Origin of the sequence: Streptomyces sp. NBC_00876 (genome assembly GCF_045207435.1) — a bacterium.
In the GTDB taxonomy this organism is placed as follows: Bacteria; Actinomycetota; Actinomycetes; order Streptomycetales; family Streptomycetaceae; genus Streptomyces.
This window is the reverse complement of the sequence record NZ_CP108800.1, coordinates 241,559-258,891: the sequence shown is the minus strand read 5'-3', so window position 1 is coordinate 258,891 and position 17,333 is coordinate 241,559. Positions and strand designations below refer to the sequence as shown.

Here is a 17,333-nt window from a genome sequence, read left to right as displayed (position 1 = left end):
CATGCCACTTCCGCGCAGCATCGATGAGGTTCTGGAAGATGCCGTGATCCCCGACGCCTTCGCCGACTACGACCTCGCCGCCTCCAAGCGGCAGATCGCCCGGGGCGTCGCCGACACGCTCCTGTACGACACCGCGACGGCCCGGCTCGCCGGAATCGCACGCTCCCACCCGGCCACCCCCGCGAGCTCGATTCCCACCCTCCATGTCCAGGCGAGACAGGACCTGGACATGCTCTCGGCCGACGCGCTGCACGGTGTGGAAGCCGCCGCTCAGCTGGCCCGCCTGGCCAACACGCGGCGCATCGACCCGGAAGGCGCCCTGCAGTTCGCCTGCCTGCTCAGCCTCGCCGGGTGCACGGAAGCCGCGCAGTTCTGGTGGCAGTTCGCGGCCGGAGCGGGTGACGCCACCGCTGCCTACTGCCTGCACCTCCTCCACCTCAGCCGGGGTGAGCGCCGGGATGCCGCCCATTGGGCGGAACAGGCCGCAGCCCTCGACTGCGGCGCGATCCGGGCGGGCCGGCTGAGTGTCCGCCACGCCACAGGCCAGGGGCGCGATCACCGGCCCAGCCCGCAACTGCGCGCCGCCGTACAGCGCCTGACCATCGAGGAGGACGACGACTTCGGCAGCGTTCCGCACCCGGACCCCGACCTCGCCGACCAGATCGTGGAACTCGCGGACGCGTTGTGAGGCCCGCGGGGGCGTCTCGGGGGACAGGCCGTTGCGCCTGTCCCGCATCCTGCGGGGCGCGGCCCTCCCCGCTGCACCGGTCGAGCCGGGAGGGGGACATCGGGCGGGGGGACAGGTGGGCGAGCGGGGCGAACCCGGGCTCGCGCGCGTAGCTGTTGACCCCGGCCAGCCCCCGCTCGCGGTTCATCGTGCTGTTGGCGACCACGGTGGACCGCTCGAGAGCGTCGTCCGGGAGCAGCAGTAGGGGAGCGGCAGGAGGGGAGCAGCAGCAAGGGAGCGGCAGGAGGGGAGCAGCCATGGTGCCGACGGCAGGGCGATGGCGGAAGTCATCTCCCCGTCTGTTCCTGCACACACGGCTGCGCGAGAAGCGAACCGTGCAGGCAGCCCGTCCCGCAGGGCCCGAAAACTCAATGGCACAGAGCCTTTTGAACGTGAAGACTGACCGGCTATGTCTACCAAGCCCGGGACCGGACCAGCCGGACCCCTTTGTACGCGCGCCACCCTCGCTGCCGATCTGCGGACCCTGGGCGTACGCCCGGGTGAGACCCTCCTCGTTCACTCGTCGCTCAGCTCGCTGGGGTGGGTCTGCGGCGGACCGGTCGCCGTTGTCATGGCGTTGCTCGACGCCCTCGGGCGCGACGGAACCCTGGTGGTGCCCACACACTCCGGGGGCAACTCGGATCCGGCCGACTGGGGAAACCCGCCGGTTCCGCAGGCCTGGTGGGCGGACATCCGCGCCTCCATGCCGCACTTCGACGCACACATCACACCCAGCCTGGGTGTCGGCGTCATCCCCGAGACCGTCCGCAACTGGCCCGGAGCGCTTCGCAGCAGCCATCCGCAGACCTCCTTCGCGGCTCTGGGGCCGCGCGCCGGTGCGATCGTGGACGGCCACGCACTGGATTGCCGCTTCGGCGAGCAGAGCCCGCTGGCCCGGCTCGAGGATGGCGGGGCGCGAATTCTCCTGCTGGGAGCGGGCTACGAGGCCTGCTCGGCATTCCACTTGGCGGAGTACCGAGTGCCCGGACCGAAGGCGCAGAACGCCTTCGCGGTCATGACCCCGCAGGGCGCCCGCTGGACCACAGTGACCGACACGCCTGCCTCCGCCGAACGCTTCGACGAACTGGGTGCCGCCTTCGAGAAGGAGGGCCCCGTGGTACGAGGCACTGTGGGCGCCGCGGAGGCCCGGCTGTTCACTCTCGCCGACGCTGTTGCCCACGCCGAGGCCTGGCTCCCGGTGCACCGGCCGTAAGCGCAAATCGATGCGGCGGCCCGGTCCCGGTCCAGGTCCGCAGACCGCTGGTGATAATCGACCAATGAGCACCGTCGAACGCCCGATGCCGCCCCTGAACGCCGACGAGCGCACCACGCTCGAGAGCTGGCTCGACTTCCACCGCACCACACTGGCCATGAAGTGTGAGGGTCTGAACGATGAGCAGGCGGCCCTCGCGTCCGTGCCGCCGTCCGGCTTCACGTTGACCGGCCTCGTCCAGCACATGGCGGAGGTGGAGCGGAACTGGTTCCGCCGAGTGTTCGCCGGCGAACAGGCTCCGCCCATCTTCGACCCGCAGGCCGACCCGGATGGTGTGGACGGCGGCTTCGAGCTGACTTCGGGCGCCACCTTGGGCGACGCCCTGGCCGCCTGGCACGCGGAGATCGCCCGCGCTCGCGAGCTCTGCGCCGACCGTGCCCCGTCCGACACCGGTCGCTTCATGGAGCAGGACGTCAGCCTCCGCTGGATCTACGTCCACATGATCGAGGAGTACGCCCGCCATAACGGCCACGCCGATCTGGTGCGGGAACGCATCGATGGCGCCACCGGCGTGTAGCGCGGATCAGGCGGCGTTGGCCCTGTAGCCGACGGCGAGGAGGCACCGGTCGCCGGCCGGCGCCGAATCCGTAACGACCTGCCCGGCTGTGGTCACCCCGGTCGGCGCGAGTCACTCCATAGACAGTCTTGAGCGCTCCACGAGCGCGCGACTGTACAACAAGGCTGTGTAACTCCCTACGAGGAAGCAGCACTTGATGACAGAAGTGACCAACTCCGCGCGGCAGTCGAAGCCGCCCGGGCCGCCGCGCCGGAGCTGGAGGCGCCGGCCACTCAGTTGACCGGACCGCGCGGCCGCGCCCGGTCCGGGGCCGGTGTCGTTCGGCAAGCGGCGCGGCAGGCGGTTGCCGCGTTCGCGGTTGACGAGGAGGACGGCATCCGTCCTGGTGGACGGGGCAACGGGTCCTCTCGGCCACCGCGAGCGCAGCCCGTCAGAGCGGGGCCGTACAGGTCGAAAGCAGGGCCGGGAACGCCGCCGGCACGCCACCCGCGCCCGCCACCTGTGCGCGGTCGCTCACTGCCCCCGTCGAGTCGCACCGTTCGCTGGACCGCCCCAGTCCCGCATCCCTGCAGCACCACACCACTGCAGGACCATCCCCGAGAACGGAAAGCCCATGGCCACGGACCAGATCGTCACCCGCTCGGCACCACCCGGTGAGCGCCCCGAAGCCGTCGAACCGAAGCGCGCCTCGGCCTCCCGGCTGCCCTCTCTCACGGGCCTGCGGTTCCCCGCCGCGCTGGCCGTGTTCCTTCATCACTCCTTCCTGCCGATACCTCCGCTGAGGCTGCTGGCCGATGACGGCACCGCTGACAGGCTGGCCGGCTGGTTCACGCAGGCCGGCGGGCTCGGTGTGTCCTTCTTCTTCGTGCTCAGCGGGTTCGTGCTGACGTGGTCGGCTCGGGAGAAGGACACGGCGAAGGCGTTCTGGCGGCGCAGGTACGTCAAGATCTATCCGATGTACGTCGTCACCTGGGCGCTGGCCGTCTCGCTGTTCGCCATGTACTACACCTCGGTCGGCGTCGCCATCGCCAACCTGTTCATGGTTCAGGTGTGGTGGCCCGAGTACATGACGAACTTCAGTGTCAACGCACCGAGTTGGTCGCTTGCCGTGGAAGCGGTCTTCTACCTTGCCTTCCCGATGCTGCTGGCCGCCTTCCGCCGTATCGACACCCGCCACCTGAAGTACTGGATCACCGGGGCGATCGCCGCGGTGGTGGCCACCCCCGCGCTGGCGTACGCCTTGTTCCCGAGCTCCCCCGGGATTCCCAGCGGCCACGAGAGCTCGGTCTCGCAGTACTGGTTCAGCTACGTACTGCCTCCGGTCCGGATGGTCGACTTCGCCCTCGGCATCCTCGTGGCACTCGCGGTCAAGCACGGGCGCTGGCGCAACATCGGCATGGTCTGGTCGAGCCTGCTGCTCGCCGGCTCGTACGTCCTGACCTTCCATGTGCCGTACCTCTACGGGCAGCGCGCCGTGATGATCGTGCCGATCGTGCTGCTGATCGCCGCCGCGGCCACGGCGGACGTCGAGGGGCGTGCCTCCTTGTTCCGGAACCGGACGATGGTCTGGCTCGGGGAGGTCTCGTTCGCCTTCTACCTGCTGCACTACATCGTGCTGTGCTCGCTGCGCTGGGCGCTGGGCGAGGACCAGATGTTCTCCACCACCACGACCATCGCGATGCTGGTGGGCGCGGCCCTCGCCTCGGTGCTGATGTCCTGGGGGCTCTACGCCTGGATCGAGAACCCCCTCGTGCGCCGGTACAGCCGGTCGCGACGGGCCGGGATCAACTGATCGGCCGGATAGGGAGTTCGTGCGCGAGGAAGGCGACGAATGCGCCGGGGTGCCGTACGGCACCCCGGCGTGATGTGTCGCGCACGGAGTTCAGACGCAGGTTGCCGGATGACCAGCGGGGCAAGGGGGTGAGGCATCCGGGCATGAGCCCAGAACGATGCGAAGCAAGGCCCCCGGGATTTCGAACGGGTGGGGTCGGACACCCTTCGGAGCTGTCCGGCGCGGGCGGGGCGCGGGCGGGGCGGGGGCGGGGCGGGGGCGGCGCAGAGGAAAGAGCGGCGCCGGATCCAGCGAATCGTCAAGAATGCCTGTATGAACCGTACTTCGCAGGCTCGCTCGTTCGACATGGCCGCAGCCGACTACGCCGCGAACCGCCCTTCCTATCCGCCCGCCCTGTTCGACGCGGTCGAGGAACTGGCCGGCCGCCCCTTGCGGGGCGCCCGCGTCGCAGACGTCGGCGCAGGCACCGGACTGGCGACAACCCTCCTTCGGGCCCGCGGAGCGCATGTCGTCGCGGTCGAGCCGGGCCCCGGAATGGCTTCGCAGTTCCGCCTCGGCCTACCCGATGTCCCCCTGGTGATCGGGAACGGCGACAACCTGCCGCTGGCCTCCGGCTCCGTGGACATCCTCACGTATGCCCAGGCCTGGCACTGGACCGACCGGAACAAGTCGGTGCCCGAGGCCCTTCGCGTCCTGCGGCCCGGCGGCGCACTCGCCCTGTGGTGGAACGACTCGGACAGCACCGTTGAGTGGATCGCCGACCAGGACGCCCGTCTGCGACGCCTCTTCGGCGCGGCCGAGAGCGCCCCCGACCCCATGGCCAGATTTCGGGGCCTTGCGCCCGAACTCGACTTCGCCACGCGGCAGATGAACTGGAGCCGAAGCGTCACACTCGACAGGCATCTCGCCAACCTGGCCAGCTACTCCGACTTCCTCGTCCTCGGCAGGGAGGCGACCGGCACGTTCCTCGCCCGGGAGCGCGCACTGCTCGCCGCGCTCTTCCCGAGCGGGACGGTCGAGGAGCACTACGTGGTCAGCCTGGCTGTCGCGGTCCGCTGACGCGGCAGCCTTCGCGTATGTCTCGCACCCCCTCGACGCGGCATCGGCTCTGCCGCCGGTGGACGAGGACGTACGGCGACGCTCAGAGCGAGGCGCCCTTCCGTACGGGCGGGGAGCCGGAACCGGCAGAGCGGGTGGGCGCGGGAAGCTGCCCCGCGACGATCGCGGCGAGTGAGAGTCCGAACCCTAGGATCTGGACGGTGCCGAGTGTCTGGCCCAGGAGTACGGCGCCGAGTACGGCGGCGACCAGCGGCGAGAGCAGGCCGAGAACTGCGACGGAGGTGACCGGCAGGGCGGTGATGCCGCGGAACCACAGGACGTAGGCGGCCAGACCGCCGGCCAGCCCCAGCCAGAGGTAGCCGAACGCACCGGGCAGGTCGATGGCGGGAGGCGTCCCTTCGGCGAGGAAGGTGACCGGCAGCAGGAAGAGGCCTCCTGCGGTGAGCTGCCAGCCGGCAAAGGCGGTGGGACCGACCCCGGCGGGCCGTCCCCAGCGCTTCGTGAGCGTCACACCGAGCGCCATCGTCGCCGCGCCGGCCAGCCCTGCCGCGAGCCCGACGCCGTCGAAGGCCGCGTTCGGCCCGATCACGACCAGCGCGACACCCGCGAGGCCGGCCGCACCCCACGCGAGCCGCCAGACGGACGGGCGCTCATGAAGGACGGTCACCGCCAGGACGGCGACGACGAGTGGCTGGGCCGCAGCGACGGTCGCGGCGATGCCTCCCGGCAGGCGTTCGGCCGCGATGAACAGCAGGGGGAAGAACAGCCCGATGTTCAGCACGCCGAGCACCGCGGCCTTCCCCCACCACGCGCCCCGCGGCAGCGTCCGGGTGAGCGCGAGCGCGATCAGGCCACCGGGCAGGGCGCGCAGCAGTCCCGCGAACATCGGGTGTCCCTGCGGGAGAAGCTCGGTGGTGACGACATAGGTAGTGCCCCACACCAAGGGGGCGAACGCTGTCAGGAGGGTACGAGGCAGGTCGCCGCGGAACGCGCCGCTTCCGCTTCCGGTGCCCTTTCCGGTTCCGGTTCCGCCGACTGTTCTCGATGCTGCTGGACTTGTCATAGCCGCAGTCTCGTGCGGGCACGATCAATGAGTCCAACACATGTTTGTCAGCTCATCGATCTCGATACAAGATGGATCCATGGAGCTCCAGCAGATGCGCTACGTCATCGCCGTCGCCGAGACGAACAACTTCACCCGGGCCGCCGAACGGTGCCTGGTGGTCCAGTCCGCCCTCAGCCACCAGATCGCCCGCCTGGAGCGGGAACTCGGCGCGAAGCTCTTCGAGCGCACCAGCCGCAGGGTGCGGCTGACACCGGCCGGTGAGGCGTTTCTCCCGTCCGCCCGCCAGTGCCTCGACGCCGCCGAGCGGGCGGCCGCCGAGGTCGCCGCAGCGGTGGGAGAGGTACGCGGACGTCTCGCCGTGGGCCTGATCCCCACGGTCGCCGCGGTCGATGTCCCCGGCGCCCTGCGGGATTTCCGCCGGCTGTACCCGCAGGTGCGCATCAGCCTCCGGGTGGGTGCGAGCGAGGAACTCGTCGAACAGGTCAGGGAAGGAGTCCTCGATGTGGCCTTCCTCGGACTGCCGACCACGGCGCGTCCCGAGGGCGTCGCGGCCCACGAACTCGCCCGCGACCGACTCGTTGCCGTGGTCGCGCCCGACCACCCCCTGGCCGGCGAACCCTCGGTCAGCCTGCAACGGCTCTCCTGCGAGGACTTCGTGGACCTCCCGGCCGGTACGGCCGGTCGCATCCAGTCCGACCAGGCCTTCTCGGCCGCCGGTATCGGCCGCAACGTCGCCTTCGAGGTGACCAGCGCCGACTTCATCGCCCGGCTCGTGGGGCCGGGCCTGGGCGTGGCCATGCTGCCCTCCGCCTACGCCCCGCAACTCGTCGGCGTTGTGACCATCGAGGTCGCCGACGCGCCGGCCCGTGTCGAGTACGCCGTCTGGAGCCCCGTCAGCCGTACGCCGGCGGCGGCCGCCTTCCTCGCCGTCATCGGCATCACGGAACACAGCTGAGGCGCATCGGATCGCTCACCACGACCGGCCGCCACGACCGCCACCACGACCGGTCACCCGACCGGTCGCCACAACCGGCCACCCGACGTCACCGGCGCGGATCACGTCCGGCCGCGGGGACGCCGGGCTGCCGACACCGCCGCCCGTCAGTCGAGGATGCCGAGCCTGGCGATGTCCTCGTCCGTCCGGTTGCCATGGATCTCGATCCTGGCGAGCTCGGACTCGATACGGCCGAACTCGTCGGCGGTCAGCTCCACCTCGGCGGCGCCGAGATTCTCCTCGACGCGTTCGATCCTGCGCGACCCGGGGATGGGGACGATGAAGTCCCCCTTGTGCAGCATCCAGGCCAGGGAGATCTGTGCCGGTGTGGCGCCCTTCTCCTCCGCGAAGCCGGTGAGCAGGTCCAGGAGAGGCTGATTGGCGCGGATGTTGTCCTTGTCGAAGCGGGTGATGACCCTGCGGACGTCAGCTCCGGTGTAGGTGTCATCGGCGGCGATCCTGCCGGTGAGGAAGCCGGTGGCGAGCGGGCTGAACGGGACGAAGCCGATGCCGAGTTCCTCGCACGCGGGGATCACGTCCTGCTCGAACATGCGCTCCATGATGGAGTATTCGCTCTGTACGGCCGTCAGCGGCGTGACCGCGTGCGCCCGGCGGATCTGCTTCTCGGTGGCCTGCGACTGTCCCCAGCCGAGGATCTTGCCTTCGTCGATCAGTTCGCCCATGACGGCGGCGATGTCCTCGACAGGTATGGAGTCGGGAACGCGGTGCTGGTAGTACAGCTCGACATGGTCGGTGCCGAGCCGGGACAGGGAGGCGTCCAGACGCGTGCGGATCTCCTTTCCCAGCTCGGCGCGGGTGGGGGAGCCGCCGATGTAGAACTTGGTGGCGAGGACGACCTGGTCACGGATCGGGGCCAGCGCGGCGCCGGTCAACTCCTCGTTGGCGCCCGCGGCATACCCCTCGGCGGTGTCGAAGAAGGTGCAGCCCAGGTCGAACGCCTTGCGGATCAGGCCGGTGGCCTCGCTGCCGCTGACACCGGCACCGTAGCCCTGGCTGAGGCCCATGGCTCCCAGGCCGACGGCGGAGACCTCAAGGGGCCCGATGTTCCTCGTCCTCATGTGTGTGGGTCCTTTCTGACGGCGGGGCCATGGTGCGTGGGGCGGGTAACTGCCGCTCCTTCGCCCGGTGCCGGTCCGCCGGGGCCGGGGGCCGGACCCTGCGACGCGGGCGGTTGTTCATCGCGTCGAACGATGGTCCTGCCGGCCGGAGAGCCGGTGGAGGGCCGGTCGTGGGGGCTGACCGGGTGTTTCGCCCTGAAGGATCTGGCACGCCGGAGCGTGGCGGCGGCGCACGCTTCGCCGGCGCTTCGGGTCGCAGCGCGAACGTGCGCCCCTACCTGGCCCCCGCCGTGCGAAAAGCACGCCGGTAGGCGGCGGGTGTGGTGCGCAGAGCCTCGTGGAAGCGCCTGCGCAGGTTGACGGCGGAGGAGAGGCCGACCCGGCGGGCGATGGTCTCCACCGGCAGGTCGGTCTCCTCCAGCAGAGCCCGGGTGGCGGAGATCCGCCGGTCCAGCAGCCAGCGGCCGGGACTGATGCCCAGTTGCTCCGTGAAGCGGCGGGTGAGCGTGCGGGCCGAGACCTGGGAGCGGACTGCCATCTCGGCGACACTGACCGGCTGCTCCAGCCGCCCCTCCAGCCATTCCAGCAACGGGGCAAGCGAGTCGGCGACCGGCCCGGAGACGGGCAGTTCGGCGTACTGCAGCTGACAGCCCTCGCGGTGCGGCGGCATCACCATCTGCCGGGCGATCCGCATCGCGTACGCGGCGCCGTGGTCGGCGCGCACCAGATGCAGGCAGAGATCCACGCCGGCCGCCGATCCGGCACTCGTGGCGACGTCGCCATGGTCCACGTAGAGCACCCCGGGGTCGACATCGACCAGCGGGAACCTCGCTGCCAGTTCGGCGGCCCGGGCCCAGTGAGTGGCGGCCCGCCGGCCGTCCAGCAGTCCGGCGGCGGCGAGCACGAAGGCGCCCGAACAGATGCTGACGATCCGTGCGCCGTGCCCGTGCGCCCGGCGGACCGCCGCGACCACCGCGGGCGGCACCTCGCCGCCGGCCGGCTGCTGCCAGCCGGGGACCAGCACGGTGTCCGCGCGCTCCAGCGTGTCCAGGCCGGCCGTGACCAACAGGTCGTAGCCGGCCTGGGCGCGTACCGGGCCGGGGTGTTCGGTGCAGACCTCGAAGGTGTAGCGGGCCGGGACCGCCGGCCCGTGGTCACCGAACACCTCGGCCGCGCAGGCCAGGGAGAACGACGACTGCGGGGGCTGAAGCAGGGCCACCACCCGGTGCGGGACCGGGGACTTCGGCAGGGGGCGAGGCGTCATGGCGTGAAAGTACCCGATCATGTCGTTCAGGACACTGGGAGCGGCCAATTGGTCCGGACCAGGATGGTGGCTGTGACCACCACGCAGGCTCATTCCCCGTCCTCGCCGCCCACCGATCCGCCCGGCGGCCGGCCCACCGATCCGCCCGGCGAACGCCCGCCCTCCCGGACCCCGTTGTGGGACCGGCGCTTCACGCTCTACTTCACCGCCCGTACGGTCTCGCTGGTGGGCGACGCGATGATGCCGGTGGCCGCCGCTCTGGCGATCGGCGCGCTCTACGGCGTCTCAGGGGTCGGGTTCGTCCTCGGTACCTGGACCGGGACGTGCGTCGCCCTGGTCCTGTTCGGCGGAGTGTTCGCCGACCGGCTGGGCGCACGCCGGATGATGGTCGGTGCGGACCTCGCCCGGGTGCTCACCCAGGGTGTGCTGGCGGCCGCGTTCTTCGCCGGGACACCGCCGCTCTGGCTGCTGGTGACCATGGCCGCGCTGGCCGGTGCGGCCACCGCGATGTTCCAGCCGGGGGTGAACGGGATGGTCCCGCTCGTCGCCCGCGAGCCGCAGCGGGCCAATGCCACGCTCAAGGTGGCCGATGCGCTGGCCCAACTGCTCGGCCCGGCCCTGGCGGGACTGCTGATCGCGCTGACCGGCGCCGGGACCGTGTACGCGATCGACGCCGGCACATTCGTGCTCAGCGCGCTGTGCCTGGCGCTCATCCGGCTCGCCCCCAAGGGTGCCTTTCCGCAGGCCGACTCCGAGTCACCCGGCGGGAGTTCACTGCGCAGAGACCTTCGGCGGGGCTGGTTCGAGTTCCGCTCCCGCACCTGGATGTGGGCGGTCATCCTGATCTGGGTGGGATACGGCGTGCTGCTCTTCGGTCCCTTGGTGCCACTGAGCTCGGCGCTGATCGGCGCCAGGCTGGGCCCCAACGCGTACGGCCTGGCGGTCTCCTTCCTCGGCGTCGGAACAGTGCTCGGTGGCCTGCTGGCGCTGCGGCTGCGCCCTGCCCGGCCGCTCGCCGCCGGTGCGACGGCGATGGCACTGTTCACCGTGCTGCCGTTCTGTGTGGCGCTGGGTGCCGGACTGCCGGTGCTGCTGGCGGGCCACGTGCTCGGCGGCGGCGCCCTGGCGTTCTGGTCGGTGATGTGGGCCACCAGCGTGCAGACCCACACCCCGCCCGAGGTGCTCAACCGGGTCACCGCCTACGAGTTGGCCGGCTCGGTGTCCGGGATCGCGATCGGCCAGATCCTGGCGGGTCCGGCCACTGCGATGGCCTCCCCGGCGCGGCTGCTGCTGGTCTCGGCGGGCGCCTGCTTGGCGGGGTGCGTGGCGCTGCTCTCGGTCCCGGCGATCCGCACGCTGCGCCGCGCCGCTCCCGCGGACGACGGTGAGTCAGAGCTGCCGGCCCGTCCGCACGAGGATTGAGCGGACCTGTGACCGGGCGCCCACGACCGGGCGGCGGCCGCAGTGCCGCCCGGCCGGCGGAACGGCTGCCCCGGACCCGAACGAGCGCCGAGGAGTGCGCCAGAGGCCCCTGGCGTCCGCCCGGGAAGCCGCCGAGGGCCCGCTCAGGCCGGGATGACGCCGAGCTGCCGCATCTGCGAGAACACGTCGACGACTCCCCAGATCTCGGCGATGCGGCCGCCGGCGAAGCGGAGGATGAAGATCTCGTTGTACGTGACGGATCTGCCGGTTGCCGGCAGGCCCCTGAAGTCGCCCAGATGGGTTCCGGTGACCGTCTGCCTGCTGACGAGTTTGTCCCCGTCCACGATCATGTCCTCGACCGCGACATGAAGGTCGGGGAACCCGCGAAGGAGTACCGTCCATACCTGTTTGAGGGCCTGAACCCCCGTCGCGTCACTCGGAACCGGTGCGTGGAACAGCACGTCCGGGTCGACGACCTCGTCGACGGTCTTCGAGATGACGTCCGTATCGCCGCTGTTCACGGCGTCATGGAAGCGCAGGAACGTCGCTCTGTTGTCTGTTGTCCGGTCTGCGGACACGGGTTCTCCTCGGTCTCGGTCGATGTGATGGGTCGTGGGGTGGCCGCTGCCCGGGCCCCGGGACCCGGCTGCCGGCTTGTGCCGGCCCCTCCGCCCGCCCGGGGGACAGCCCGGGTCAGAGATGTTCGATCCGGCGGGTCAGAAGTCGCCGTTCCGGCGCCCCACTCGTCCCGGAAGACCTCCTCCAGCCAACGCGAAGTACTCGGCGTACGCCGCCTCGCGTTCCACGTCGGACAGTGCCTCGGTGCGGCTGGGCTCGGGGCAGATCAGCAAGGCGTACCGCATCGCAACCTCCGGGACGGGGGCTCTCACTCGTACGACGAACGAACAGCTGCGGTGGGGACAGTACCGGGAGCGCACACCTCGCAACGGCCGGGACATGGCGATCCGGCCCCGGCTCATCGACTTGGGAGCTCGGGCACGTACGTGCGGGTCCCGGTCCAGGAGCTCCGGCATGCACCTGCGGGTCAAGGACCCGCTCATGCACACTGACCGGGAACGGATGGGCTCTTGCGTCGCGGTGGATCAGAGGGGGCAGCGCATGCAGTGGGGCGACACGGAGACGATACGTCCGGGGCAGCGGATCGGCCGGTTCACGGTTCTGGCGGAGCTGGCGAGCGGCGGGATGGGCCGGGTGTACCTGGCACGGTCGCCCGCAGGACGCACGGTCGCGCTGAAGACGCTGATCACGGACAGCGCGGACGACCGAAGACGGTTCGCCCGCGAGGTCGAGTGCGCGCGCCGGGTACGCGGGGTGTACACGGCGAGTGTCGTCGACGCCGATCCCACCGCCCAGGTGCCGTGGATGGCCCAGGAGTACGTCCCCGCACCCTCGTTGAAGGATCTGATGGAGGGCTGCGGCACCCTGGGGTCCGATGCGCTGCACTGGGTGGCCGGCGGTATGGCGGAGGCGCTCGCCTCGCTGCACAGCGCCGGCCTGGTGCACCGGGACATCAAACCGTCGAATGTGCTGCTGCCCGTCGAAGGGCCACGCCTGATCGACTTCGGCATCTCGCAGGCGCACGACCTCACCCGTACCCAGTCGGCCCTCGGCACAGTCGCCTACGCCTCACCGGAGCAGGCCCGGGGCGAGCCGACCACGGAGGCGTCGGACGTGTTCTCCCTGGGGGCGACCCTGTTCTTCCTGGCCTCGGGCCGGCCGCCCTACGCGGACATCGAGGAGATCTCGGCCCTGGAGTTACTGATGCGCGCGGCAACCGGTGACACCGATGTGTCCGGTCTGCATCCGGACCCGGCTGCCCTGATTCTGCCGTGCCTGGAACTGAACCCGCAGTCGCGGCCCACCCCGGCCGAGCTGATCGCCCACTGCGCAGGCCACCTCGACGGAAGGCCGGCAACCGGCGGGAACGTACTCGAGTCGCGCTGGACCACTTCCATCGAGCGCCACCGCGCCGAGCGCACCGATGCCCTGCACGCGGCGATCCGCCACCTCGACGAGGCCGGCCGTGCCGCGCCCGGCAGCCGTCGTACCGGGCCGCACGAGCCGACGCAGGCCGTGGGCTCCCCGCCCGCCACCTCACGCCTCAACGGCACCCCGGCCGCCGGCACGCCTGCGACGGGAGCGCGGTGGCGGGGCATGCGACGGTGGCCGCTCGCCGCCGGGCTGGCCGCGGCCGTGGCACTGGTCGGCGTGCTGGCGGTGCGGCCCTGGGACGCCTCCGACGGCGCTGCCGCGGCGGGCGTTCCGGACGAGCCGGTGCGCTTCCTGGAAGTGCAGAGCGAGCAGCCCGGGGTCTGCCCCGACGGTGAGGCGTCCTCCTCCGATCCCTTCGCCACTCAACAGCCCGCGGTGCCCTCCGGCCGGGGCTTCACCTCGGACGACCGGAAGATGTGTGTGGTCGTCTCCACTGCTCCGGGGATGACGGTGAACAGGTTCAAGGAGGTCACGGCGTTCGAGGACACGGAGCCCGGCGGTCAGGGCGGATGGTCGGTGCGGGTCGTGTTCGAGGACAAGGACGCGACGAAGTTCGCCGCCCTGACAGGCAAGGTGACGGACCGGACACCGCCCACGAACGCGCTGGCGTTCGTCCAGGGCGACGACCGTCTGCTCGCCCGGATGGCGATCGGCAACCGTCTCACGGGCGGTGACGCGGTGATCGCGACCGAGCTGGGCCGCAATGAGGCACGGTTCCTCGCCGGTGCGCTCGGAGCCGCCTCGTGAATCCACCCGGGCGCGGGTAGAGCGCGGGTGACACGTCCGGAACCGGCGCGTGCGGGTGGTTCGCGGGCCATCGGCCGTGTCGGCCTCGGCCTGGCGGCCGGTCCGTGTGCAGGGTCCGTGGGCCCTTGGGGCCGTTTGGGCCGATCGGCTCAGACGCGGCGCGCCTCGGCCACGGGGGCGGCCGCCGGTGGAGGATCGCCGGGGCGGCGGCCGCGCGACGGGCCGCCCCGCACTTGCCCCACCGCGTGGAGAGGCCCGGTCATGAATCTGTTTGGCGACCCGCAGTTCCAGTCCCTCGCCGGCCGGGGGCCCGGACTCGTCGAGGACGACGCGCTCGGCGCGGCGCCGGGGGAGGCGTGAACGCCGCACCGCCGGAGGGCGCGCCGGGCGGCGGCCGGTACGGCGAGGCCGTCTTCCCTCCCGAACAGGCGGGCGAGAGCGAGCGCATCGACTTCGGGGCCCTCGCCTACGACGACATCACCATGGCGCGGCTGCGGGGACTGGGGGCCGGCCCGGGGTGGCGCTGCCTCGACGTGGGTGCCGGGACAGGAACGGTCTCACGCCGGCTGCTGGACGAGGCCGGGGTGGCGAGCGTGCTCGCCGTGGACCGCGACGTACGGTTCCTCGACGAGCGGTCCTCTCCCGGGCTCGACGTGCTGGAGGCCGACATCACTGCCCCGGCCTTCGTCCCAGGCCGGTTCAGGCTCGTACACGCGCGCTTTGTGCTGATGCACCTGCCCGAGCGCGAGCGACTGATCACGCGACTTGCCGAACTCGTCGAGCCCGGCGGTGTGCTGGTGCTCAGCGACGCCCTCGACCTGACGAGCGACCGTGCACCCGGCACGCCGTACACCGAGATGATGCGGGCGATGTGGCAGGGACTGCGGGGCACGATCGGCACCGATGTCTCCTGGGTGCCGTCGTACCCGCAGCTGCTGCGCGGGGCGGGGCTCAAGCCCGTCGCCGCCGAGATCCATGCGCCGCCGCTGCTGCCTGGCAGTGCCATCAGCCGTTTCTGGGCCGACACATGGGAGCGCAGCAGAGAGGCGATGCTCGCCACCGGCCTGGTCGACGATGCTGCCGTTGACGCGGCTGTCCGGTATCTGGAGTCGGAGGAGTGCGCCGCGTTGTCGGCCGGCATGCTCACCGTGTGGGGATGGAAACCCGAGGAGACCCCGGAATGACCCGTCCCCGATCACGCCGGCCCCGACGACCGGCGTGCCGGCGCAGGAGCGGACCGGACTGTCATGGATAGCCGGACCGTTATGGATGGCCGGACCGTTATGGATGGCACCGGCTCTGTGGGACGTCCTTGACGAACACCAGGCCGTCGCTGTCCGCCAGGTGAGCCGGGTCGAGCGGGGCGTAGCCGAACCAGGGGGATACGCGGGGCGCGGGCAGCGTATCGCCGAGGGCGGTCGCGAGCCGGGGCGGGTCGATGACACAGCGGTCTGCCGGAAGGGCGTACAGGAGTCCCTCGACGGTGTCCGGCGGCGGCGTGTCCACTCCCTGGTGCCGGATCGTGCCGAGTGCCGTGGCGACGAAGGCGTACTCCTCGCCGAGCCGGGCGCTCACCAGCGCACCGGCGCTCCACCACTCAAGTGGTGTCCCGCCCATGCGCACCGTGCTCTTCTCCCGCTGGAGATGGGAGTTGTGGGCGTGGACGAGTGCCGGGCCCCGGGCTGCGACGGCGAGCAGGTTGTGGGCCATCATCTGGTCCCGCACGCCGAGCAGCCGGGTCATGCGGGCAGTCGAGGTGTCGGCCATCCAGTAGTGGTAGCGAAGCAGGCCCGTCGCGGTGCGTCCGTACAGGCATGCCCGGTCCCAGTCGTCCCGCGAGGTCGCCGTGATCAGGTGGGGCGTCTGGGCGTCGAGGAGCGCCACCAGATCGTCGGCGAGCAGCCGCAGCCGAGCGGCCCGGGCCGACTGCCCGACGGATCGGGCCGGGTCCGTCATCGCGGCGGGCTCGGTCCACGGGGCATCGGCGCCGAGCAGCCGGTCGAGGGCCTCCGCGGTACAGGGGAACAGATCCGCGTCCACCCCGGCCGACGCGAGGTACTCGTGGAGGGCGGTGAGGGCCTGGCGGGGGCTCGCAGCGCCGGTGATCTCCAGAGGGCCGTCGAAACCGGCGAACCGGAGCCGCTCGGACGAGGGCCGGCCGTCGTTGAAGGCGCGCATCCAGCGCACGAGCTCGCGGTTGGCGGCGGAGGTGCCCCAGCCGTGGCTGAATCCGTGCTCCATGACCTCGTCGAGAGTGCCCGTGCCCGAAGCGATGTAGGCGTCCACGGCCAGGCCGGTCATGCAGTCGTTCTCGATCGCGATCGTCCCGTAGCCCTCCTGCTCGACAAGCTGCCGGAAGAGCTCGTTGCGCAGGCCGAGCAGTGCGTCCTCGCCATGGGTCGGTTCGCCCAGCGCGAGCAGCCGGGGCCGGACCGGAAGCAGCCTCATCACGGCCGCGGCCTCGACGGCACAGGCGGTGTCCTTGATGTCAGTAACCATGCCTTGAACGCTATCGCTGAACCTTCGGTTGAAACTTTTGCACGATAGTCTCGGGACCGTGGGACGAAACCTTCAAAGCAGTGATCGGCTCAGACCGGTTGACCTGGCTCGCGGGCACGGTCTGTCCACGCAGGCGGTCAGGAACTACGAGGAGTGCGGCATCCTTCCGGCCGCCGGCCGCACACCGCACGGCTACCGCGTCTACACCTCGCTGCACGCGGGAGCCCTGCGCGCGTTTCTCGCACTGCTGCCCGGTCATGGCCATCGGACCGCGACGTCGATCATGCAGGCCGTGAACCAGGGCACGGTCGATGAGGCGTACCGCCTCATCGACGAGAGCCACGCCCAGCTCCTCGACGACCGGCGGACTCTCCTGACCGTGGAGAACGCCCTGCGCGACCTGGAGCCCACCACGGTGCCCGGGACCCGCGCGGCGCCCGGGCCGGCCGCGGTGCCAGGGACCGACGCCATGTTCATCGGGCCGCTGGCCGGGAAGCTCGGCGTCGGGCCCGCGACACTGCGCAAGTGGGAGCGCGCCGGGCTGGTCCGCCCACGCCGCGACCCGCGGACCGGCTACCGCGTCTACGACGAGGCGGATGTACGGGACGCCCGGCTGGCCCACCAGCTCAGGCGGGGTGGCTACCTCCTGGAGCAGATCGCGCCGCTGATCGCCCAGGTACGGGCGGCCGGCGGGCTGGAGCCACTGGAGGCCGCACTGTGCGACTGGCACGGCCGGCTGTCCGCCCGCGGACGCGCGATGCTCGCCGGAGCCGCACAACTGGATGCGTACCTCCGCGAGCGCGGATGAGGCAACGGCCGCCGGCCGGGGAGAAGCAGGAGTCACCAACGGTTCGGCCCCGGCCGGGACCGACCTGCCCCGC

16 protein-coding genes are annotated in these 17,333 nt (G+C 71.3%); 10 read left to right on the top strand and 6 right to left on the bottom strand.

Going from position 1 to position 17,333, the window contains the following annotated elements:
• Position 1 precedes the first annotated feature (1 nt).
• From OG782_RS01190 to OG782_RS01170, 5 genes are all read left to right on the top strand, one after another.
• A complete protein-coding gene (locus OG782_RS01190) occupies positions 2–688 on the top strand; it encodes a hypothetical protein (protein ID WP_406447415.1) in 687 nt (228 codons plus the stop codon).
• A 448-nt stretch (positions 689–1,136) separates the two neighbouring features.
• Positions 1,137–1,940: an aminoglycoside N(3)-acetyltransferase gene (locus OG782_RS01185; RefSeq protein WP_406447413.1), complete on the top strand. Its 804-nt coding sequence runs from the start codon at positions 1,137–1,139 to the stop codon at positions 1,938–1,940.
• Positions 1,941–2,004: 64 nt separating this feature from the next.
• Complete coding sequence (locus OG782_RS01180) at positions 2,005–2,517, top strand: DinB family protein (protein WP_406447412.1); 513 nt, start codon at positions 2,005–2,007, stop codon at positions 2,515–2,517.
• Between the two features lie 613 nt (positions 2,518–3,130).
• Complete coding sequence (locus tag OG782_RS01175) at positions 3,131–4,309, top strand: acyltransferase family protein (RefSeq protein WP_406447410.1); 1,179 nt, start codon at positions 3,131–3,133, stop codon at positions 4,307–4,309.
• Between the two features lie 312 nt (positions 4,310–4,621).
• The gene (locus OG782_RS01170) at positions 4,622–5,368 is read left to right on the top strand and encodes a class I SAM-dependent methyltransferase (RefSeq protein ID WP_406447408.1); all 747 of its coding nucleotides are present in this window, start codon (positions 4,622–4,624) and stop codon (positions 5,366–5,368) included.
• Between the two features lie 82 nt (positions 5,369–5,450).
• Here OG782_RS01170 and OG782_RS01165 read toward each other — a convergent pair whose 3' ends face one another.
• Positions 5,451–6,308: an EamA family transporter gene (locus tag OG782_RS01165; RefSeq protein ID WP_406458777.1), complete on the bottom strand. Its 858-nt coding sequence runs from the start codon at positions 6,306–6,308 to the stop codon at positions 5,451–5,453.
• 202 nt (positions 6,309–6,510) lie between these two features.
• Between OG782_RS01165 and OG782_RS01160 the strand changes: the two genes are divergently transcribed.
• Positions 6,511–7,389: a LysR family transcriptional regulator gene (locus tag OG782_RS01160; RefSeq protein WP_406447407.1), complete on the top strand. Its 879-nt coding sequence runs from the start codon at positions 6,511–6,513 to the stop codon at positions 7,387–7,389.
• Positions 7,390–7,535: 146 nt separating this feature from the next.
• On the opposite strand, the gene OG782_RS01155 is transcribed toward OG782_RS01160, so the two are convergent.
• Both OG782_RS01155 and OG782_RS01150 read right to left on the bottom strand, forming a co-directional pair.
• The gene (locus tag OG782_RS01155) at positions 7,536–8,507 is read right to left on the bottom strand and encodes an aldo/keto reductase (RefSeq protein WP_406447405.1); all 972 of its coding nucleotides are present in this window, start codon (positions 8,505–8,507) and stop codon (positions 7,536–7,538) included.
• 274 nt (positions 8,508–8,781) lie between these two features.
• Positions 8,782–9,771, bottom strand: coding sequence for a GlxA family transcriptional regulator (locus tag OG782_RS01150; protein WP_406447404.1), 990 nt, complete (start codon positions 9,769–9,771; stop codon positions 8,782–8,784).
• 72 nt (positions 9,772–9,843) lie between these two features.
• Between OG782_RS01150 and OG782_RS01145 the strand changes: the two genes are divergently transcribed.
• Entirely contained in the window at positions 9,844–11,193 is a 1,350-nt protein-coding gene (locus OG782_RS01145) for an MFS transporter (RefSeq protein WP_406447402.1), read from the top strand.
• A gap of 143 nt (positions 11,194–11,336) precedes the next feature.
• Here OG782_RS01145 and OG782_RS01140 read toward each other — a convergent pair whose 3' ends face one another.
• Together OG782_RS01140 and OG782_RS01135 are read right to left on the bottom strand one after the other, a co-directional pair.
• The gene (locus OG782_RS01140) at positions 11,337–11,771 is read right to left on the bottom strand and encodes an ester cyclase (RefSeq protein WP_406447400.1); all 435 of its coding nucleotides are present in this window, start codon (positions 11,769–11,771) and stop codon (positions 11,337–11,339) included.
• Between the two features lie 138 nt (positions 11,772–11,909).
• Positions 11,910–12,056, bottom strand: a complete 147-nt coding sequence (locus OG782_RS01135) for a hypothetical protein (RefSeq protein ID WP_406447398.1) — start codon at positions 12,054–12,056, stop codon at positions 11,910–11,912.
• A gap of 256 nt (positions 12,057–12,312) precedes the next feature.
• Between OG782_RS01135 and OG782_RS01130 the strand changes: the two genes are divergently transcribed.
• Together OG782_RS01130 and OG782_RS01125 are read left to right on the top strand one after the other, a co-directional pair.
• The gene (locus OG782_RS01130) at positions 12,313–13,953 is read left to right on the top strand and encodes a protein kinase domain-containing protein (protein ID WP_406447396.1); all 1,641 of its coding nucleotides are present in this window, start codon (positions 12,313–12,315) and stop codon (positions 13,951–13,953) included.
• Positions 13,954–14,309: 356 nt separating this feature from the next.
• Positions 14,310–15,137, top strand: a complete 828-nt coding sequence (locus OG782_RS01125) for a class I SAM-dependent methyltransferase (RefSeq protein ID WP_406447395.1) — start codon at positions 14,310–14,312, stop codon at positions 15,135–15,137.
• Positions 15,138–15,234: 97 nt separating this feature from the next.
• Here the strand turns inward: OG782_RS01125 and OG782_RS01120 are convergent, their stop codons facing one another.
• A complete protein-coding gene (locus OG782_RS01120) occupies positions 15,235–16,452 on the bottom strand; it encodes an erythromycin esterase family protein (protein ID WP_406447393.1) in 1,218 nt (405 codons plus the stop codon).
• A 58-nt stretch (positions 16,453–16,510) separates the two neighbouring features.
• Here OG782_RS01120 and OG782_RS01115 point away from each other — a divergent pair, with 58 nt between their 5' ends.
• Complete coding sequence (locus OG782_RS01115) at positions 16,511–17,260, top strand: TioE family transcriptional regulator (RefSeq protein ID WP_406447391.1); 750 nt, start codon at positions 16,511–16,513, stop codon at positions 17,258–17,260.
• Positions 17,261–17,333 lie beyond the last annotated feature (73 nt).